This window comes from Streptomyces sp. NPDC002896 (genome assembly GCF_040295225.1).
Classification (GTDB): domain Bacteria; phylum Actinomycetota; class Actinomycetes; order Streptomycetales; family Streptomycetaceae; genus Streptomyces.
On record NZ_JBEOVA010000028.1, the window covers coordinates 75,130 to 93,876 of the forward strand.

General features: G+C 70.1%; 18 protein-coding genes. 1 reads left to right on the forward strand and 17 read right to left on the reverse strand.

Going from position 1 to position 18,747, the window contains the following annotated elements; translation table 11 throughout:
- Positions 1-31: 31 nt before the first annotated feature.
- The 12 genes from ABT009_RS36315 to ABT009_RS36370 all read right to left on the reverse strand — a co-directional run bounded on the left by ABT009_RS36315 (position 32) and on the right by ABT009_RS36370 (position 11,228).
- Positions 32-1,513, reverse strand: a complete 1,482-nt coding sequence (locus tag ABT009_RS36315; protein ID WP_351305057.1) for an aldehyde dehydrogenase family protein — start codon at positions 1,511-1,513, stop codon at positions 32-34.
- 198 nt (positions 1,514-1,711) lie between these two features.
- Positions 1,712-2,137 (reverse strand): NAD-binding protein, encoded by a 426-nt coding sequence (locus ABT009_RS36320; RefSeq protein WP_351305059.1) that lies wholly within the window; start codon positions 2,135-2,137, stop codon positions 1,712-1,714.
- Positions 2,137-2,583, reverse strand: a complete 447-nt coding sequence (locus tag ABT009_RS36325; protein WP_351305061.1) for an NAD(P)-dependent oxidoreductase — start codon at positions 2,581-2,583, stop codon at positions 2,137-2,139. The genes ABT009_RS36320 and ABT009_RS36325 overlap by 1 nt, the downstream gene beginning before the upstream one ends.
- Before the next feature lie 76 nt (positions 2,584-2,659).
- Positions 2,660-3,436, reverse strand: coding sequence for an SDR family oxidoreductase (locus ABT009_RS36330; protein WP_351305063.1), 777 nt, complete (start codon positions 3,434-3,436; stop codon positions 2,660-2,662).
- On the reverse strand, positions 3,433-4,230 hold the full coding sequence (locus ABT009_RS36335) for an SDR family oxidoreductase (RefSeq protein WP_351305065.1): 798 nt from the start codon (positions 4,228-4,230) through the stop codon (positions 3,433-3,435). Before ABT009_RS36335 ends, ABT009_RS36330 begins: the two co-directional genes overlap by 4 nt.
- Before the next feature lie 118 nt (positions 4,231-4,348).
- Complete coding sequence (locus ABT009_RS36340) at positions 4,349-4,582, reverse strand: ferredoxin (protein WP_351305067.1); 234 nt, start codon at positions 4,580-4,582, stop codon at positions 4,349-4,351.
- A gap of 2 nt (positions 4,583-4,584) precedes the next feature.
- Positions 4,585-5,775 carry a cytochrome P450 gene (locus tag ABT009_RS36345; protein ID WP_351305069.1) on the reverse strand — a complete coding sequence of 397 codons (1,191 nt, stop codon included), beginning with the start codon at positions 5,773-5,775 and terminating at the stop codon, positions 4,585-4,587.
- 25 nt (positions 5,776-5,800) lie between these two features.
- A complete protein-coding gene (locus tag ABT009_RS36350) occupies positions 5,801-6,637 on the reverse strand; it encodes a mycofactocin-coupled SDR family oxidoreductase (RefSeq protein ID WP_351305071.1) in 837 nt (278 codons plus the stop codon).
- Between the two features lie 52 nt (positions 6,638-6,689).
- Positions 6,690-7,397, reverse strand: coding sequence for an SRPBCC family protein (locus ABT009_RS36355; protein ID WP_351305073.1), 708 nt, complete (start codon positions 7,395-7,397; stop codon positions 6,690-6,692).
- 30 nt (positions 7,398-7,427) lie between these two features.
- Positions 7,428-7,922: a (2Fe-2S)-binding protein gene (locus tag ABT009_RS36360; RefSeq protein ID WP_351305075.1), complete on the reverse strand. Its 495-nt coding sequence runs from the start codon at positions 7,920-7,922 to the stop codon at positions 7,428-7,430.
- Positions 7,915-8,790, reverse strand: coding sequence for an FAD binding domain-containing protein (locus ABT009_RS36365; protein WP_351305077.1), 876 nt, complete (start codon positions 8,788-8,790; stop codon positions 7,915-7,917). The genes ABT009_RS36360 and ABT009_RS36365 overlap by 8 nt, the downstream gene beginning before the upstream one ends.
- Entirely contained in the window at positions 8,787-11,228 is a 2,442-nt protein-coding gene (locus tag ABT009_RS36370; protein WP_351305079.1) for a xanthine dehydrogenase family protein molybdopterin-binding subunit, read from the reverse strand. Before ABT009_RS36370 ends, ABT009_RS36365 begins: the two co-directional genes overlap by 4 nt.
- Before the next feature lie 171 nt (positions 11,229-11,399).
- On the opposite strand from ABT009_RS36370, the gene ABT009_RS36375 reads away from it, so the two are divergent.
- Positions 11,400-12,011 carry a TetR/AcrR family transcriptional regulator gene (locus ABT009_RS36375; protein WP_351305081.1) on the forward strand — a complete coding sequence of 204 codons (612 nt, stop codon included), beginning with the start codon at positions 11,400-11,402 and terminating at the stop codon, positions 12,009-12,011.
- A gap of 34 nt (positions 12,012-12,045) precedes the next feature.
- Here ABT009_RS36375 and uidA read toward each other — a convergent pair whose 3' ends face one another.
- The 5 genes from uidA to ABT009_RS36400 are packed head-to-tail and all read right to left on the reverse strand — an operon-like array spanning position 12,046 to position 18,737.
- Positions 12,046-13,839 carry a beta-glucuronidase gene (gene uidA, locus ABT009_RS36380; RefSeq protein WP_351305083.1) on the reverse strand — a complete coding sequence of 598 codons (1,794 nt, stop codon included), beginning with the start codon at positions 13,837-13,839 and terminating at the stop codon, positions 12,046-12,048.
- 29 nt (positions 13,840-13,868) lie between these two features.
- Positions 13,869-15,074, reverse strand: coding sequence for a glycoside hydrolase family 1 protein (locus tag ABT009_RS36385; RefSeq protein ID WP_351305085.1), 1,206 nt, complete (start codon positions 15,072-15,074; stop codon positions 13,869-13,871).
- A 2-nt stretch (positions 15,075-15,076) separates the two neighbouring features.
- Complete coding sequence (locus ABT009_RS36390) at positions 15,077-15,952, reverse strand: ATP-binding cassette domain-containing protein (RefSeq protein ID WP_351305087.1); 876 nt, start codon at positions 15,950-15,952, stop codon at positions 15,077-15,079.
- The gene (locus ABT009_RS36395; protein ID WP_351305089.1) at positions 15,949-17,796 is read right to left on the reverse strand and encodes an ATP-binding cassette domain-containing protein; all 1,848 of its coding nucleotides are present in this window, start codon (positions 17,794-17,796) and stop codon (positions 15,949-15,951) included. The genes ABT009_RS36390 and ABT009_RS36395 overlap by 4 nt, the downstream gene beginning before the upstream one ends.
- Positions 17,793-18,737 (reverse strand): ABC transporter permease, encoded by a 945-nt coding sequence (locus tag ABT009_RS36400; protein ID WP_351305091.1) that lies wholly within the window; start codon positions 18,735-18,737, stop codon positions 17,793-17,795. Before ABT009_RS36400 ends, ABT009_RS36395 begins: the two co-directional genes overlap by 4 nt.
- Positions 18,738-18,747: the final 10 nt, after the last annotated feature.

Here is an 18,747-nt window from a genome sequence, read left to right on the forward strand (position 1 = left end):
GTGCCTCCTTGGGCCGAGGGTCGGGACGTCCTCATGCGCGGATGAAGACGTTCTTGGTCTGGAGGAACTCGTAGAGGCCCTCCTTGCCGCCTTCGCGGCCGTAGCCGCTGTGCTTGTAGCCTCCGAACGGGGCACCCGGTGGCTGGCCCGAGGTGCCGTTGACGAGCACGGTGCCCGACTGGAGCAGGGGCACGATGCGCTGAACCCGCGACACGTCGCGGGTCTGTACGGCGGTGCCGAGGCCGTAGGGGGTGGAGTTGGCGAGCTCGACCGCCTCGTCCTCGCTGTCGAAGGGGATGATCGACAGCACCGGGCCGAACACCTCCTGCTGGCCCACCTCGCTGTGCGGGTCAACGTCGGCGAGGACCGTCGGGTCGATGAAGTAGCCGTCGCGCAGGTGCGGCGCCAGCCGCGACGGGTCGGTGGCGCGGCCCCCTACGACCACCCGGCTGTCCTTGGCCGCCCGTTCGATCACGCCGAGGATGCGTTCGTGGGCCGCCTTGCCGATGACAGGGCCGAGCGCCGTCCCCTGATCGAAGGGGTCCCCGACGCGCAGCGCGGCCGCCGCGTCGGCGGTGGAGCGGACCACCCGGTCGTAGACGTCGCGGTGGACCAGCATGCGCGTGGTGAGGTTGCAGCCCTGGCCGGAGAGGGTGAAGCAGGACCGGACCGTCTCGGCGACGGCCGCGTCGAGGTCGGCGTCGGGGAAGACGATGTTCGCCGTCTTTCCGCCGAGTTCGAGCAGGACCGGCTTGAGCGTGTGACGAGCCGTGTCGAGGATCTTCTTCGCGGTCGGGATCCCTCCGGTGAAGGAGATCTTCGCAACGTCGGGGTGCCGGACCAGCCGGTCGCCGGCCTCCGGGCCGCCGGGCACGATGTGCAGCACTCCCGGGGGGAGCCCGGCCTCCAGGGCGATCTCGGCGAACCGGGCCACGGTGAAGGGAGCCAGTTCGGGGGCCTTGACCACGACGCAGTTCCCGGCGGCGAGCGCGGGGGCGACCTTCATGCCGACCGACATGATCGGACCGTTCCAGGTCAGGATGATGCCGATGACCCCGTACGGTTCCGGGACGGTGTAGTCGAGGCCTGGAACCATCCGCGGGCTCGGCGGAATCGTCGCTCCCTCGATCTTGTCGGCCCAGCCCGCGTAATAGCCGAACCATCCCGCGCACAGGTGGGCCAGCGCCGCGGATGTCACGAAGGGGACGCCGAGTTCGAGGGTGTTGAAACGTCCGAGCTCGGGGACGCGCTCGCTCATCAGTTCCTCCACGCGCTGGAGGATGCGTCGGCGTTCGTCCGGGGACATCGCCCGCCATGCGGGGAAGGCCTTTTTCGCTGCGGCGACAGCGGCGTCGACCTCCTGCGGTCCGCTCAGCAGGACGGTGCCGTTCGCGCGGGCGGTCGCGGGATTGATGTGGTCCATCTGGCCGGCGGATGTCCGGTCTAGCCAGGTTCCGTCGACGAGGGGGCCGGTGGTGCCAAGGTCGTGGGACACGGTCGTGGAAGAGGTCATGTAGGTTCCGCCTTGTCGTGGTCCGGGTGGGGCGGTGCGCGGGGCCGTCGCTGGTCGGTCGCGGGCCCGGTGCAAGGGGTGCGGTGCTCAGGACGCCGGAGGTTTGTCTAAGCGGCCTTGGCGAAGTCCGGTGCGGTGCCGCGCCCCGTGAAGGGCGCGGGGAACTGCGCGACCAGCCCCCACCGGCCCGCGGGTTCATCACCGTGCTTCCAGCGGAGCGCTTAGCGTCGACAGGGTGTGCGCGGCCAGGTCCGCCAGTGTCTGAGGTCGGGGGCTCTCGGCCGTGTCGGCGACGTCGAGCAGGAGGCCGACGTCCTTGCGCAGCAGCGGCAGGGCCTGGCGCAGTCCGGCGGTGTCGAGGTCGGACGCGGCCAGAATGGCCGCCGCTCGGGTGCCGCCGCTGCCGTGCGCCAGCACCCGCGCGACCGCGGCGCGGTCCATGCCCAGCCCCTCGGCGAAGGAGAAGGTATCCAGCGCCAGGCCGACCTGGGCGGTGAAGACGAAGTTGTTCAGCAGCTTGTCGAGTTGGCCACTGCCCAGCGGGCCGAGGTGGATCACCGGGTCGGCGAAGGTGTCGAACACCGGCCGGCAACGCGCGACGTCCGCCTCCTGTCCGCCGGCCATCACCAGGAGCCTGCGACGTCCGCCTCCTGTCCGCCGGCCATCACCAGGAGCCTGCGCTGCGCGGCGGCCCCGCCCCCGCCGCTGACCGGGGCGTCGACAACGGAGACCTCGCGTTTGGCGGCCTCGTCGGCGAGGCGCAGGCAGGTGTCCGGGTGGATCGTGGAGTGGATGGCGACGACTCCCCCGGGAGACATGCCCGCGAGGACGCCGTCGGGTCGCAGGAGTATGTCCTCGACGTCGGTGTCCGCGACGACGCACAGGCCCACGATGTCGCTCGCCGCCCCCAGATCGGCCGGCGTCGAGGCCACCACGGCGGCGGTGTCGGCGAACGCGTCCGTGGTCACGCGACGGCGTGCCCACACCGTCAGGGGAAACGACTCCTCGGTGATGCGGCGGGCCATCGACGCACCTTGGCTGCCCAGCCCGATGAAGCCGACGCGTGTCATGGATGCCCTACCTTCTGTTCGGGGCTGAACTGGTCATTCCGAAGCCCCTTCCTCAGCGCGCCGTCTCGCACGGGGGTCACAGTCGCGTGACCCAGCCGCCGTCGACGCTGATGGCCTGGCCGTTGATCCATTCGCCGGCCGGGGAGGCCAGCAGGAGCAGCGTGCCGAGCAGGTCCTCCGCGGGCGCGGACTTCTTGCCCGGGATGGAGGCCGCGAGGGCAGCGCGTGCGGGATGGTCGGCCGGCAGGCTGCGCAGGCCCGGTTCGTTCTCGACCAGGCCGGGCGCGATGGCGTTGACGTTGATGCCCAGTGGGCCGAGCGAGCGGGCGAGGCCGGCGGTGACGCTGACCAGGGCCAGCTTGCTGACGCCGTAGATGCCTCCGCCCATGAAGGCGCCGGCGGACACCTGGTTGATGATGCGCCCGCCGCCGCGCTCGACCATCGACGCCTTGACCGCCCCCGCGCAGATGACGGCGCCGAGCACATTTACACGCATGACCCGGTCGAACCAGTCGGTGGGCAGGTCCAGTATGTCGACCTGGGGGATCTCGGCCATCAACGCGGCGTTGTTCACCAGGATGTCGATGCCGCCAAAGGTGGCAGCCGCCTTCTCCGCCATGTCGGCGGCGGAGGCGCGGTCGGTGATGTCGACCTGCACGCCGAGCGCGCGCAGACCGTCGGAGGCCAGGGTGGCGGCGGCGTTCTCCGCGCCTTCGCCGTTGAGGTCGGCAAGGACGACGGCCGCCCCGGCCTCGGCCAGCGCACGGCCGTAGACCTGGCCGATGGCGCCGGCGCCGCCGGTGACGATGGCTGTCTTGCCGTCCAGCCGAAGCCGGTCGAGTGTGCTGTTCATGGGGCGTCCTTGGTCAGACGGGACAGGTAGGCGTCGACATCGGCGCCGTGTTCGCGCAGCTCGTCGGCGACCTCCTGTGCGGTGAGGATGAGGAAGCGGTTGCGGGTGACGCCGTCGGCGACGAGTTCGCCGACGGATGGGGCGTCGAGGACGGGGAGGTCGGGCCCGCGCGGCGGTGCCGGCTCCCCGTAGAAGGCGATCTGTTCGACGATGTTGGTGGCCACGCCAGCCGGGCACAGGCACGAGACGCCGATGCCGCGCGGGCGCAGGTACAGCGCGAGCGCCTCGGACAGTCCGACGACCGCGTGCTTGGTCGCGGTGTACGGCAGTCGGTCGAATCCGTAGGGCAGCAGTCCCGCCGTGGAGGCCGTGTTGACCACGTGGCCCGACCCCTGCTCCAGCAGGACGGGGAGGAACACGATGTTGCTACGCACTATGCCCAGCAGGTTGACGTCGACGACGCGCTGCCACGCCTGAAGGGGGATGTCCTCGACCGGACCGACGGCCAGGATCCCGACGTTGTTCATCACCAGGTCGACGCGACCGAAGCGGTCGAGGGCGAGGTCCCGGACCGCCTGGAGGTCGTCGAGGCTGGTGACGTCGCACTGCGCGGCGACGGCCTCCGGCCCAAGTTCGCTTGCGACGGTGTGTGCCCGCTCGCCGACGACGTCGGTGACCACGACGCGCGCGCCGCGCCGGGCGAAGGCGTGGGCGGTGGCGCGGCCGATCCCGCTGCCTGCGCCGGTGATCACCGTCACGGCGTTGTGCAGATCGATGCTCACTCGTCGGCGCACGGCCGACTCCTTGCGGGGCATACGTTCCTTTCCCAGGGGACTACCGACGGGCCGTCACCGGACGGCGTCGGGCCGGGCGGCGCGGAGCGAGATGTTCCACGGGCCGGCCCGGCCGCGCTCATGACTGCGGTGGAAAGACCCCCTCCCCGGTGTCCGCGTCGACGATCGAGATCGCCTCGATCGGGCACGACTCGGCGACTTCGAGAATCTCTTCCGACGCCGGCAGGGGCTCGGCGGTCGCGCGGCCCTGCCCCCGCTCGTCGAGCTGGAACTCTCTCGGCGCGGAGGCCGCGCACAGGCCCGTACGGACGCAGACCCTCGGGTCGACCGTGACTTTCCAGCGATCCGGCATCGTCAGGCTCCTTGGATGACGAGCGGCAGCGTCTTCCAGCCCCGTACGGTCGAGGTCTGCGCGAGCTCCGCGTGGTCCCAGTCCACGTCCCAGGCCGGGAACCGCTTCAGGATCTCCTCCGCCGCCACCCGGCCCTCCAGCCTGGCCAGGGCCGCGCCCAGGCAGTAGTGGGCGCCGACGCCGAAGCTCAGGTGCTGGCTGACCCGGTGGATGTCGAACCGGTCCGGGTCGGGGAAGCGCCGGGGGTCGCGGTTGGCGGCGGCCTGGATGAAGAGGATGGCGCTTCCGGCCGGCACCGTCCGGTCGTACAGCTCGACGTCCTTGGTCACGTAGCGTGCGGTGAACGGGCCGGTCGGCTCGAACCGCAGGATTTCCTCGATGGCGTTGGGGATGAGGGACGGGTCGGCCGCGAGTTCCCGGCGCGCTTCGGGGTAGCGGGCCATCAGGGCGCCGAACCAGCCGATGAGGCGTCCTGTCGTCTCGTTCCCGGCACCGGCGACCACCGTGCAGTAGGTGAGGACCTCGTCCTCGGTGAGCGTGCGCGTGACCCCCTTCTCGTCCTCGAACTCGGCGGTCATCAGCTCGGTCATGAGGTCGTCCGAGGGGTGCTTCTTGCGCCACTCGATGTAGTCCCGGAACGCCTCTGTGCTGAGGATGTCCGCCTCGTTGATCTTTCCGCCGTCCTCGGTGCCCAGCGTCTCGTCCGTGCGGTCGCGGATGGCCGGCTGGTCGGACTCCGGGATGCCCAAGAGCATCCCGATGACGCGCATCGGCATCTGGGCGCCGACAGCTTCGATGAGGTCGAACCGCTCGGCACCGGTCACCGGCTCGAGCGCGCGCCGGCAGAAGGCGCGTACGCGTGGCTCCAGCGTGGCGATCCGGCGGGGTGTGAAGACACGGGCGAGCAGACGGCGGTGTAGGTCGTGGACGGGTGGGTCCTCGAAGATGAGGGTGCCGGGCGGCAGTTCGATGTCCGCCTGGATGATCTCCAGGATGTCTCCGCGCGCGGAGGAGTAGGTCTGCCAGTCCGCGAGACCGCGCTGGCAGTCGGCGAAGCGGCTGACGGCGTAGAAGTCGTGCTGGTCGTTGTAGTAGAGCGGTGCTTCCTCGCGCAGCCGCTCGTACAGGGGGTAGGGGTCGCGTGCGAGTGCGGGGTCGTAGGGGTCCCAGTAGATCGTGTCGGCAGTGGTCACGGACACACCTCCTATGGGGTGCGGCTCACTTGAGCAGGGCGCCGGCGTCGATCGGCAGCGTCACGCCGGTGACGAAACGGGCCTCGTCGGAGGCGAGGAAGACGACGGCGTTGCTGATGTCCAGGGGCTCCACCCACGGGGTGGGCAGCACGTGCATGCCCTGCGAGACGGCCGCGAAGTCGTCGACGGTGGGGTTCTCCAGGTCGGGGCGGAACATGCGGTAGGTGGCGTCGTGCATCACCATCGGCGTGTTCACCTGGGTGGGGTGCACGGTGTTGACGCGGATGTTGTGTTGGCCTAGCTCCCCGGCCAGTGTGCGCATCAGCCCCACTACGCCGTGCTTGGCGGCGATGTAGTGGCCGATGTTCGCGTAGCCCTTGAGCCCTCCCACGGAGCTCGTCAGGATGACCGAGCCGCCTCGGTCGCCCGCGACGATGTGGGGCGTCGACACCTTGGTGGACAGCCACACGCCGGTCAGGTTGACGTCGATCATGTCGCGCCAGGTCTTCTCGTCCATGGCGTCGAGCGTGGCGCCGTCGCTGCCGAGGCCCGCGTTGGCCACGACGATGTCCAGGCGCCCGAGTTCGGCCACGCCGTCGTCCACCGCCGCCTTGAGCGCGTCATGGTCCCGTACGTCCGCCTGCACTGCGACGATGCGGCGGCCCAGTTTCTGTACCTGGGTGACCGTCTCTTGCAGGTCCTCGGGCGTGGACATGGGGAACGTCACGCCGTCGAGCTGCTTGCACACGTCGACGGCGATGATGTCGGCGCCCTCCTCGGCCAGTCGTACGGCATGGCTGCGGCCCTGGCCGCGTGCGGCGCCGGTGATGAAGGCGACCTTGCCTTCGACTCGTCCGGGCATGACTACCTCGTTTCCTGGGTTGGGGTGGTGTGACGGCGGCGGGGAGGCCTGGTCACCGGTCGGTGCGTCGGCGGCCGCGCAGGACGAGCGCGAGGAGCAGCAGCGCGGCGAGTGCGGTGGCGGGCGGTGCGAGGCGCTTGAGGACGCCGGCGCCGGCCGCGTCGATGAGGTCGATGGGTTCGGCGGTGCGCGGCGGTTCGGCGACGGGGAGCTCGCTGCGGCCGGACGGGGCCGCCGGCCCGGTGTCGTCCGCTTCGGTTGGGGCGCCGGTTTCGGTTAGGGCGCCGGCCGGCGGATCGGCGGAAACCGGCGGGGCTGTGGCCAGCTCGGCGGCCAGGTTCTCGGCGAACTGGCCGATGAGGGTGCCGGCGACCTCGGCGAGGGTGCCACGGCCGAACTGGGCGGGCTTGCCCGTGATGGCGAGGTCGGTTTCCACGAACACGTCGGTGGAGTTCTCGCCTGAGCCGACCAGGCGGCAGGTCACCAGGGCCTTCGCCGTCCCGTTGCCGCGGGTCTCCCGGCCGCCGGCCTCCAGCACCACGGTCCTGTCCGTCTCGTTCCGCGACAGGAACTTGACGGTGCCGTTGTAGGTGAGGCTGACGGGACCGAGTCTGACCTTGATCCTGCCCTGGTAACTGTCACCGTCCTGGGAAGTGAGGGTCGCGCCGGGCACGCAGGGGGTGATGCGTTCGATGTCGAGCAGGACCCGCCAGGCCTCTTCCGCCGCCGCGGGAATGCTGAGCGTGTTCTGCAGTTTCATACGGGTTCCTTGTTCATGCGGAGTCCTCGTTCATGCGGAGTCCTCGTTCGTGGGGTCCTTGCTGTCGGCGGCGGCCCGGACGGCCTTGACGATCCCCTGGTAGCCGGTGCAGCGGCACAGGTTCCCGGACAGGGCGTCGCGGATCTCCTCGTCTGTGGGCTTGGAGTTTTCGGCGAGGAACGCGGTGACCGAGACCACGAAACCCGGGGTGCAGAACCCGCACTGCAGTCCGTGGTGCTCGCGGAACGCCGCCTGTACGAAGGAGAGTTCACCGCCGGGTGAGGCGAGCCCCTCGACGGTGGTGACCTCGCAGCCGTCGGCCTGTACGGCGAACACCAGGCAGGCGCGGACGGCCTCGCCGTCGAGCAGAACCGTGCAGGCGCCGCAGACCCCGTGTTCGCAGCCGAGGTGCGTCCCGGTCAGGCCGCAGTTGACGCGCAGGAAGTCGGCGAGGGTGAGCCGGGGCTGCACGGTGTCGCGGCGAGCAACGCCGTTGACCCGTATCCGGATTTCGACGTCAGCCATGGACCGCCTCCCGTACGGCACGGCGCCAGGCGCGGGCCACCATGGCCGCACCCACGCGTTTGCGATAGTCGGCCGATCCATGTAGATCGGACGGAACCGCGTCGAGGCCCTCCAGAGCGAGGTCTCCGATGTCGTCTGCCTGGTCCTCGGCGGGTTCGGAGCCGATCAGCTCCGTCTCCGCCGCGTGGGCCCGGCGGGGGGTCGGGCCGAGTCCGAACAGGCCGATGGCGCACCGGTCGATGCGCCCGTCGGCGTCGAGTCCGACGGCGACGGTGGCGCCGGCGAGGGCGAAGTCGCCGCTCCTGCGGGCGAATTCCTCGACGGCGAATCCGCAGGGCCGCTGCCAGACGGGGAAGACGACGCCCGTCAGCAGTTCGTCCTCGGCCAGAGCGGTGGTCCACGTGCCGGTGAAGAAACGTGCGGCCGGGATGGTACGGCGCCCGCGCACCGACAGCGCTTCGAGTTCGGCGTCCAGGGTCAGTGCCACCGCGGGGTACTCGGCCGCGGCGTCGGCGTGGGCGAGCGAGCCGCCGATGGTGCCGCGGTTGCGGATCTGGAAGTGGCCGATGAGCGGTGTGGCACGGGCGAGGAGAGGTAGCGCGCTGCGTACGGTCTCCGAGCGTTGGACGGTGGCCTGGGTCGTCGTGGCGCCGATCCGCACCGTCGCGTCGCGGTGCTCGATGCCCGGCAGTTCGTCCAGATGGCACAGGTCGACGAGGTGACCGAAGGACGCGAGGCGCAGGGCCAGCATCGGCACCAGGCTCTGTCCGCCGGCGATGACTTTCGCCTCGTCTCCCAGCTCGGCGAGGAGGGCGACCGTCTCCTCGGCGACGGCGGGCGCGTGGTAGTCGAACGGTGCGGGCTTCATGCGGCCACCGCCCCGCTCCGCCGGGCCCGGGCCTCGTCGAGGAGCCCGACGATCGACGCCGGGGTCAGCGGCAGCCGGGTGATCTCCACCCCGAGCGGTGCGAGGGCGTCGGCGACAGCGTTCACCACGGCCGGGGCGGAGCCGATCGCGCCGCCCTCCCCCACTCCCTTGTGACCGCCGGGGCCCGGGCTCGGTGTCTCGATGTGGCCGAGTTCGATGGTGGGCACCTCGGTGGTGGTGGGGAGGAGGTAGTCCATGAACGTGGTGGCGAGCGGGTTGCCGGCGTCGTCGTAGGCGAGGTGTTCGTAGAGGGCGCCGCCGATGCCCTGGACGGTGCCGCCGAAGATCTGGCCCTCGACCACACTGGGGTTGATCATCGGGCCGCAGTCCTCGCTGACGATGTACCTCTGCAGCTTCACCGCGCCGGTCACCACGTCCACCTCGCAGGTGCACAGGTGTGTGGCGTTGGCCCAGATCGCGAGGTGGGGTGTGCGGTAGCGGCCGCTGGCCTCCAGGCCGGCCGGTACGCCCGGTGGGAGGGCGTGGACCTGGAAGTAGGCGATGTCGGCGATCTCGGCGAGGGTGACTCCTTGCTCGGGGCTGCCCTTCACCGACGCCCGGCCGCGCACGAACTCCACATCGTCGACTGCGACTTCGAGCCGGTGCGCGGCGATCGCCAGGATGCGTGTCCGTAATCCGGCGGCGGTCTCGGCGATCGCGCCGGCGGTCATGGAGCCCGACCGGCTGCCGCCGGTGCCGCTGCCGAACGGGGTGACCGCGGTGTCGCCCTGGATGGTGCTGACGTCCTCGATGGCCACGCCGAGCGCGTCGGCCGTGAGCTGGACGACGGTCGTCTCCAGGCTGTTTCCGCACGATCCGCCGGCCATGTAGACGTTGACCTTGCCGGAGGGCTCGATGCGGATGGTCGCGCCTTCGGTGCCGTGGAACGGTGTTGCGCCCGCGGTCGGTTCGACGTAGGCGCAGGTGCCGACGCCGAGGTAGCGGCCCTGGGCGCGGGCTTGTTCCTGCTCGCGCCGGAAGGCCGGGTAGTCGAGCATGTCCAGCGCCTGTTCGAAGGTCTCGTACGGCGTGATGTCGTCGTAGGGCATGCCGTTGCAGTTCACGGTCGGCAGGTCCTCGCGGCGCAGCATGTTCCTGCGCCGCAGGTCGACCGGGTCCATGCCCAGGCGGCGCGCGGCGGTGTCGAGGAGGACCTCGCGGGCCATCGACTCGAACTGCCAGGGCCCGCGGTAGGCCACCCGGCCGCTGGTGTTGGAGAACACGAACCGGGACCGGAAGGTGCCCTGGGGGACGCGGTAGGGGCCGGGGAAGAGCATGCCGACGGCGATACCGCTCTGCACGGGCGACGGTGTCGGGTAGGCGCCAGCGTCCTGGACGTGGTCGAGGGTGGCGGCCAGGATCCGGCCGTCGCCATCGAAGGCCATCCGTGCCTCGCCGTGCTCGTGGCGCGCCTGGCCTGCAGCCAGCAGGTGCTCCTGCCGGTCCTCGATCCACTTCAGCGCTGCGGGCAGTTTGACGGCCGCCAGCATCACGCACATGTCCTCGCGCTGGGGCAGCACCTTCTGCCCGAACCCGCCCCCGGTGTCGCGCATCACGACCCTCACCCGGTGCTCGTCGACGCCGAGCAGCCGTGCGCAGAAGGAGCGGACCTCGTGCGGGGACTGCGTCGCCGCCCAGATCGTCATCTCCCCGGCGGGCGCCGACCATTCGGCCACGATCCCGCGTGTCTCCATCGGCACCGGGCCGTAGGACTGCTGGTGGACGGTCACGCCCACCACGTGCGGCGCGTCGTCGAAGACGGGCGCGAGCTCCTCCATCGGGCGTCCGGCGAGCTGCCCCACCAGGTTGCCCGGATGGGTCGCGTGGACCGACTCGGGGGACTCCAGCGCGGTGGCGTAGTCGACGACCGGCGGCAGTTCGTCGTAGTCGACCACAACCAATTCGGCCGCGTCCTCGGCCGTGTAGCGGTCCACGGCGACCACCATCGCCACCGGATCCCCGACGAACCGCACCTCGCCCTCGGCGAGCGGCGGGCGGGGCGTGTCCGGGTCGTCGCGCCCGTTCAACGTGTACCACTGCTCGCGCACGCCGGGGTTGAGGTCCCGCGCGACGAACACGGCGTGCACGCCCTCCAGGGCGAGCGCCTCCGACACGTCGATCCCGGCGATGCGGGCCCGGGCGACCGGGCTGCGCACGAAGCAGGCGTGCAGCATCCCGGGCCGTACGACGTCGTCGACGTAGGTGCCGGTGCCGGTCAGGAGTCGCGGATCCTCGACGCGCAGGGCGCGGGTGCCCGTGTATGGGGTCTCCCCTGCTCGTGGGGGTCCCCCCTGCTCGAGCGCAGCCGAGAGCTTGGGGGAGGAGCCGAGACCTTGGGGATGGTGGTCCGGCGCCGCCTCGTGTGTGGTCCGTGCCATCGGCCTGGCCCTCCGTTCACCTCGATGTGACCGTCACCAACTGACCGTCACGGATGGGTGGATCGGCCCGAGAGATCCGGGCGCTGAACGAGTGTTCAACATGAGCGCTGAACAACTGTTTAACACCGCCCCTTGGAGCCGTCAAGGACGCCGTCAAGGACAATGAGGGGCATGACTGCGCCTCGCCGTATGGGTACCGAGAACTCCAAGACGCGCCGGCTGCTGCTTGACGTCACCGAGCGGCTGATGCTCAAGGAGGGATACGCCTCCGTGGGCATCCGCCGGGTGGCACGCGAGGCCGACGTCGCCCCGGCGCTGGTGCTGTACTACTTCCGCACCCTCGACGACCTCCTCCTCGCCGTGCTGCGACGGCGGGCGGCTGAGGAGTTGGAGACCTCGGCCCGCGTGCTCGACTCCCCTCGCCCTCTGCGTGCCCTGTGGGAACTCAGCAGCCAGCCCGGTGCCGCCCTGATCTCGGAGTTCATGGCCCTGGCCAATCACCGCAAGGCCATCCGCGCCGAACTGGCCGACCATGCGGAGCGCTACCGCCGGGCGCAGGTGGAGATCCTCACCAAGAAGGCCGCGGAAGAAAACCTCCCGCTGCCCGACGTGCCTCCCGTCGCGCTTCTGGTCCTCACCACGGCGCTCGCCCGGGTCATGGTGATCGAGAAGGGCCTGGGGATGACCGGCGGGCACGCGGAGACCCTCGCCCTCGTGGAGAAGTTGCTCCAGCGGTTCGAGGGCCCTGCGACACCCGGCGGCGACCGGGCGACAGGTGTGTGACGTGCCCGGCTGCCGGAGCGACAGGTAGGTGGGCTCATCTCCCATCCGATGGCTTACGGCCGTCGAGCCCGCGCCACCGCGCCTGCAGCGCGCGAGCGGCTGCCTTGGGCCGTCGGTCCCGGGTGAAGACGCCCTTCCTGTTCCCGTCGACCCGGTGGATGCCGTTGGAGGTCTGGAAGTCGGCGAAGTTCCAGACGTGTTCGCCGACGACCTGTTCGATCCGGTCGAAGGTGCGGTGGTTGGCAGCCAGGTAGGCGGCCTGGTACTCCTCCGTCCACGGCTGGTCCCACACGGAGTGCAGGCCCTGCAGGGTGTCCGCCCCGTACTCGCTCATGATGATCGGCTTGCCGAACCTCGCGGCCCAGCCCCGCAGGTCGCCCTCCAGGTATGTCTCGGCGGTGGCCAGGTCGCCCGTCGCGATGTACCAGCCGTAGTAGCGGTTGATGCACAGGACGTCGAACAGGTCGGCGATGCGGTCGTTGTCGGCCGTCGCGAACATCACGGCGGCGTAGCAGACCGGCCGGGTGGGGTCGAGCTTGCGGGTGAGTTCGAGGAGCGGCTCGAAGTACTCGCGCGCGCCCTCCTCGTTGGAGGACGGCTCGTTGGCGATGCACCACATCACGACGCTCGGATGGTTCTTGTCGCGGGCGATGAGCTCCCTGATCCCTTGGGCGTGGGCAGCGCGTGTGTCGTCGTTGACGGTGTCGGGCGAGAAGGTGGGACGCGGCGGAGTTCCGGTCAGCCCGCCCTCGACGGCCAGGTTGAGGCCGACGGCCGCCGTCTCGTCGATGACGACGATCCCGTGCCGGTCGGCGAAGTCCAGCACCTCCTCGGCGTACGGGTAGTGCGAGGTGCGGAAGGAGTTGGCGCCGACCCACTCCATGAGCTGGAAGTCGTGGACGAGGTGGGCGTCGTCGTGGCCCTTGCCGCGCACCGGGGTGTCCTCGTGCCTGCCGAAGCCGGTGAAGTAGAACGGTTCGCCGTTGATGAGGAACCGACTGCCCCGCACCTCGACGGTCCGCACACCGAACGGCTGGGCGTAGGTGTCCACCACCTCGTCGCCGTCGACGACCTCGGCGACGAGGTCGTACAGGTAGGCCGCGCCCGGCCGCCACAGTGTCACGTCCTCGATGCGCAGGGTGCCGCTCGCCCCGTCGGACGCCGCTACCTCGCCCCCCGACGCGTCCAGCACGCGGACGCGGACCGTCGCGGGCGCAGTGGTGGCGACCTCGTACTCGACCGTTCCGGTGGTGCCGTCGAGGCCGGTCACGATCGTGATGTCGGCGATGTGCACGGTGGGCACGCCGTACAGCCACACCGAGCGGGCGAGGCCGGCGTAGTTAAAGAAGTCGTGCAGGTACGTCTGCTTGCGGCGGCCGTCCTGGTCGACCGTGATCGTGCCGGGCGGGATGGTGGTATTGGTGAGCTCGTTGTTGACCCCGATCGTGAGCCGGAACTCCTGACCGGGGCGTACATGGTCGGTGACGTCGGCCTCGAAGGGCGTGTAGCCGCCGACGTGTTCGGCGACCAGGACGTCGTCGACGTAGACCCTCCCCTCGTGTGTGGCGGCGTCGACGCGCAGGATGACGCGCTCGTCGGCCCAGCCGCGCGGCACACGTACCCGGCGCTGGTACCAGACCCATCCGACGTGGTCGCGGATCGCGCTGTCGGTGAAGAGGTCGTTGTAGCTGGCCGGCACCGCGGCTTCGAGCGCGGTGCCGAGCGGGCCGGTCCATGGTCGCTCGTCCACGGCCGTGCCGACGGCGAACTTCCAGATTCCGTCGAGGCTCACCAGTTCGCGGGTGGCGGTGGATCGGGGTTTCAGCATCGGGTTCCTCTCCTGTGTGGGGACGCTCGTCACGGGCGTCCGCGGCGCGCGACCTCGCCCAGCCAGGCCAGGCTCGGCTTGGGGTGACGCTCGAACGTCTCCCGGTCGACGGCGATCAGACCGAACGTCGGCCCCCAGTGCCCCCACTCGTAGTTGTCCAGGGCACTCCAGTGGATGTAGCCGAGGACGTCGACGCCGTCATCGATGGCGGAGAAGAGGTGGCCGAGCGCCTCCGAGGTGTAGCGGATCCGCTGCTTGTCGTCGGCCGTGGCGATGCCGTTCTCGGTGATCAGGATGGGCACTCCCCCGGTCCGCTCCCACACATGTCGGACCGAGATGCCGATCCCGTCCGGCCGGTACGCGGTGCCCGTCTGTGTGGTGTCCGGGCCCAGCGGGTGCGGGACGACGCCGTTCTCGTCGACGGCCTGGCTGGAGTACACCTGCACCCCGATGAAGTCGTCGCCGCGGGCCGCGTCGAGGTACAGGTCCTCGCGTATGTACCGCACTTCCTTCAGTTTCTCCTCGTTTCCAGGAGTAGCGGTGAGCGCCGGGCAGGCCACGGTCCAGCCGACCGCGGCGTCCGTGTTCTTCTTGACGATGTCGCGGACGGCGTGGTGAGCCTGGCCGAGTCGGCGGCCCACTTCCGGGTCGGGGTCCGGAATGACCGGGCGCGCGGCGCCGTCGACCGTGGGGCTCATCCACTTCTTCGCATCGCCCTCTTCCGGGGAGAGCATCTGCCGGCTCAGCGTCACCATGACGGCGAGCATGTTCGGCTCGTTCATGGTGCAGACCCACTTCACCCCGTCGAGGATGTCGGTGGCCGCCTGGACGTACGCCTGGAAGCGCTCGATCGCCCGGTCGCTCGTCCAACCCCCCTCCTCGGCGAACCAGTTGGGGCTGGTGAAGTGGTGCAGCGTGACGACTGGTTCGAGCCCGAGCCCCTGCGCGTTCTCGATCATCCGGCGGTAGTGGGCGAGCTCGGCCCGCGATATCTCGCCGGGGATGGGCTCGATGCGCGCCCATTCGATGCCGAAACGGTACGAGGTCAGGCCCGCGTCGGCCAGCAGACGCATGTCCTCGCCGTAGCGGTGGTAGCTATCGCAGGCGTCGCCGCTGCGATCCATGCCGGGCGCAAGCTGCTCACGGACCCAGAAGTCGCTGTTGAGGTTGTTGCCCTCCACCTGGTGCGGCGCCGTGGCCGCACCCCAGAGGAACCCGGGCGCAAGTTGAGTCATCGTCAACTTCCCTGTTCTATAGGCGGGTTGAAATGGCTTTTTGTAATCGGAGGGGCGGCTGCCAGGCGCTGCCGCTCCGCACGCCGTTTCCGCTGCTCGACCGGGTCCGCGACCGGCGCGGCGAGCAACAGCCGCTGCGTGTAGGAGTGTTCGGGGGTGGAAGTGACAAGGCCGGACGATCCGGTCTCGACGATGTCGCCGCGGTAGACCACGCTCACCCGGTGACTCACGTGACGGATGACCGCCAGGTCGTGCGAAATCAAGAGATAGGCGACACCGGTGCGCCGCTGGATGTCGACGAAGAGGTCGAGCACGCGGGCCTGCGTCGACAGGTCGAGCGCGGAGACCGGCTCGTCGCAGACGATCAGCTTCGGCCCCGGGGCCAGGGCACGGGCGATCGCGACACGCTGGCGCTGACCGCCGCTGAACTCGCGCGGCAGCCGTTCGGAGGCGTCCGCCGGCAGCCCCACCTGATCCAGGAGTTCGCGCACGCGGGCTCGGGCGTTGCGTGGGCTGGCGCCCTGCACCACGAGGGGCTCGCTGAGGATGTCACCGATGGTGAGGGACGGGTTGAGTGAGGTGTAGGGGTCCTGGAAGACGACCTGGATGTAGCGCGCGAGTGCGCGGCGCTCCTTCGCCGTGCAGTGGGTGATGTCCTGGCCGAGGAAGCCGATTCGTCCGCCGCTGGGCTGCACCAGACCGAGCACCGCCCGGCCGATGGTCGTCTTGCCGGACCCGGACTCGCCCACGATGCCGAGCGTCTCGCCCTCGGCCACCGCCAGGGACACCCCGTGCAGCACCTCCTTCGGGCGGGCACGGAACCCGCGTCCCGGGTAGGCCACGCGCAGATCGCTCACGTCGAGCAGGGCCGTCGTCATCGCGCCTCCGTCTCGAGCGCGTTCTTCTGCAGCGCGTCCGTCTTGAGCACGTCCGCGGTCGGCCGATCGGTGCGGAGGGTGTGCTCGTCGAGGATGGAATCCAGCAGCATCCGGGTGCAGGCGTGCTGGGGCGTGCTGAAGACGTCCAGCGCGTCGCCGGTCTCGACGATCCGGCCCTCCTGCATGACCGCGACGCGGTTGCAGATGTCTGCGACGACGCCGAAGTTGTGGGTCACCAGCAGTACGGCCATGTTCATGTCCTTCTGCAGGTCTCGCAGCAGGTCGAGGATCTCCGCCTGCACGGTCACGTCGAGCGCGGTCGTGGGTTCGTCGGCGATGAGCAGCAGCGGGCGGCTCGCGACCGCGCCCGCGATGAGCACGCGCTGGGCCATGCCGCCGGAGATCTGGTGCGGGTAGGAGGAGAAGGTGCCCTCCGGGTCCGGGATGCCGACCCGGTCCAGCAGGGCGAGGACGCGCTCATGCGCTGCGCGTCGCGGCATCGGCGAGGCCGCGCGCAGGCCCTCGACGAGCTGTGCTCCCACCGTGAAGTTGGGGTCGAGGTTGGACATGGGCTCCTGCGGCACGTACGCGACGGACCTCCCGCGCAGGCCGCGCAGTTCGCCCTCGCTCAGGCCGAGGAGTTCGCGTCCGTCCAGGCGGATCGTGCCGCGGGTGACGACCGCCTCGGCGGGCAGCACACCGAGGACGGCGAACGCGGTCTGGGTCTTGCCGGAGCCCGACTCGCCGACGAGACCGAGCGTCTGGCCCGCTTCCAGGCTCAGGGTGACGCCGCTGACGACCTCCTTCAGATCGCCCGCCGGTGTCGGGTAGGCGATGGCGAGGTCCTCCACGGTGAGCAGCCCCGGAGCGGCCACCGAGGCCTCCGCGGATGGCGAGCCTGCCCCCCTGCCGGCCGACGGCGTGGTCGGCCGGCGCTCTGGTGCGGCGATACGGGACAGCTTGGGCCGTCCGCCCTCCAACGCGTCCCTCAACGAGTTGCCGAGCAGCACCAGCGACGCGGTGGTGACGCCGAGCATCAGGCTCGGCCAGAGGAACTGCAGTGGTTCCTCGTAGAGGTTGGTGAAGCCTTCCGAGATCATCGCGCCGAAGCTGGCGACCGAGCTGGATCCCACGCCGAGGAAGGCGAGGCCCGACTGGACGGCGATCGAGGAGCCGGCGAGGAAGGCGGTGGCGATGACCACCGGTCCCCGAACCACGGAGAGCACGTGCCGTCGCAGGATCCGCCGGTCGGGCAAGCCCGAGACGCGGGCGGCGTCCACGTACAACTCGTTCTTCACGCCGAGGACGAGATTGCGTACGAGGCGGTAGATCCCGGGCGAGAGAAGTACGCCGAAGACCAGCATCGTGGCTCGGTAGTCGCCGTCCGTCACCGGCAGCAGCACGATGAGCAGGAGCAGGCCCGGGAAAGTCATGACGAGGCTGAAGACCCATTCGGTGACGCCACGGACGCGGCGGCCGAAGTAGCCGCCGATGAGCCCGAAGGTGACACCGATGGCCAGGGCGATGCTCGTGCCGATGAGGGCGGAGACCACGCTGGTATTGATGGAGGCCAGCAGCCGCGCGAAGATGTCGCGTCCGCTCTTGTCACCTCCCAGCAGGTAGCCGTGGGTTCCGATGTCGGCGTTGACCGCGTCGAGCGAGGCGTCGCCCGGGCCGTGGTCGGTGAACAGCGGCGAGAGCAGGCCGAGGAGGACCACGGCCAGGAGGAGGCTCGCGCTGATGACGGCCTGTGGGTCCGTCAGGAGCTTGCGCAGCGGCGACCTGCGGCCGGGCATGGCGGTGCGGTGCTGTTCCTGGTCGGTGGCGTCGCGTTCGGTGGTCAACTCAGGGTCCTCGCCTTCGGGTTGAGCCAGCCGTTGACGAGATCGACGACGAGATTGACGCACACCACGAGCAGCACACCGAACAGGCTGATGCCCATGATGATCGGGATGTCGCCCTGCAAGGAGGCGTTGAAGGCGTACTGGCCGAAGCCCGGCAGCGCGAATACCTGCTCGATGATGAGGGCGCCGCCGAGCATCTGGATGAACTCCAGCGACAGGACAGTGAGAGCCGGGCCGGCCGCACCCCGCAGGGCGTGGCGCAGCACGATCGAACGGGTCGGTATTCCCCGCGTGCGCAGAGTGCGTACGTAGTCCTTGCGCAGCTCTCCGATCATGGCGCCACGGATCTGGGAGGTGAGGCCCGCGACACCGCTCATCATCAGGGCGACGACGGGGATGGCGATCGTGGAGACCCAGCGGGCCGGGTTCTCCGACAGCGGTGTGTAGCCGGTGGCCGGGAACCAGTGCAGCTCGATGGCCAGGACGTACACGAGCGCGATCGCGATCAGCAGGTTCGGCACCAGGTAGCCGACCATCGACACGCCCTGGGCGACCCGGTCGACGGCGCCGCCCCGGGTGGCGGCGGGAACGCCGAGCATCACGCTGATCACCGCGGTGACGAGCAGGGCGGCGAGAACGATGGACAACGTGACGCCAAGGCGGGCCGCGATGGCCGACCGGACGGGCTCGCTGGTGAAGTAGGAAAGACCGAGGTCGCCGCGGATCGCGTGGGACAGCCAGTCCAGGTACTGGGTGAACAGCGGACGGTCGAGCCCCATCTGGGACTTCTGGGCGTGGACGCGGGCGGGTGTCGCGCCGCTTCCGACGATGCTGCTGGCGACGTCGTTGAACGAAGTGCTCAGCAGGAGGAACGTGATCATGGTGACCAGGACCGCGAGCACCAGGCCCGCTCCGAGGCGACGCAACACGTAGACGATCACGATGCGGCTC

Coding starts and splice junctions, on each gene's coding strand:
- ABT009_RS36330 (WP_351305063.1), bottom strand. CDS start 3,436: ATGAACAGCACACTCGACCGGCTTCGGCTGGACGGCAAGACAGCCATC.
- ABT009_RS36325 (WP_351305061.1), bottom strand. CDS start 2,583: ATGACACGCGTCGGCTTCATCGGGCTGGGCAGCCAAGGTGCGTCGATG.
- ABT009_RS36385 (WP_351305085.1), bottom strand. CDS start 15,074: ATGACTCAACTTGCGCCCGGGTTCCTCTGGGGTGCGGCCACGGCGCCG.
- ABT009_RS36370 (WP_351305079.1), bottom strand. CDS start 11,228: ATGGCACGGACCACACACGAGGCGGCGCCGGACCACCATCCCCAAGGT.
- ABT009_RS36375 (WP_351305081.1), top strand. CDS start 11,400: ATGACTGCGCCTCGCCGTATGGGTACCGAGAACTCCAAGACGCGCCGG.
- uidA (WP_351305083.1), bottom strand. CDS start 13,839: ATGCTGAAACCCCGATCCACCGCCACCCGCGAACTGGTGAGCCTCGAC.
- ABT009_RS36315 (WP_351305057.1), bottom strand. CDS start 1,513: ATGACCTCTTCCACGACCGTGTCCCACGACCTTGGCACCACCGGCCCC.
- ABT009_RS36320 (WP_351305059.1), bottom strand. CDS start 2,137: ATGGCCGGCGGACAGGAGGCGGACGTCGCGCGTTGCCGGCCGGTGTTC.
- ABT009_RS36390 (WP_351305087.1), bottom strand. CDS start 15,952: ATGACGACGGCCCTGCTCGACGTGAGCGATCTGCGCGTGGCCTACCCG.
- ABT009_RS36350 (WP_351305071.1), bottom strand. CDS start 6,637: ATGCCCGGACGAGTCGAAGGCAAGGTCGCCTTCATCACCGGCGCCGCA.
- ABT009_RS36355 (WP_351305073.1), bottom strand. CDS start 7,397: ATGAAACTGCAGAACACGCTCAGCATTCCCGCGGCGGCGGAAGAGGCC.
- ABT009_RS36360 (WP_351305075.1), bottom strand. CDS start 7,922: ATGGCTGACGTCGAAATCCGGATACGGGTCAACGGCGTTGCTCGCCGC.
- ABT009_RS36365 (WP_351305077.1), bottom strand. CDS start 8,790: ATGAAGCCCGCACCGTTCGACTACCACGCGCCCGCCGTCGCCGAGGAG.
- ABT009_RS36340 (WP_351305067.1), bottom strand. CDS start 4,582: ATGCCGGATCGCTGGAAAGTCACGGTCGACCCGAGGGTCTGCGTCCGT.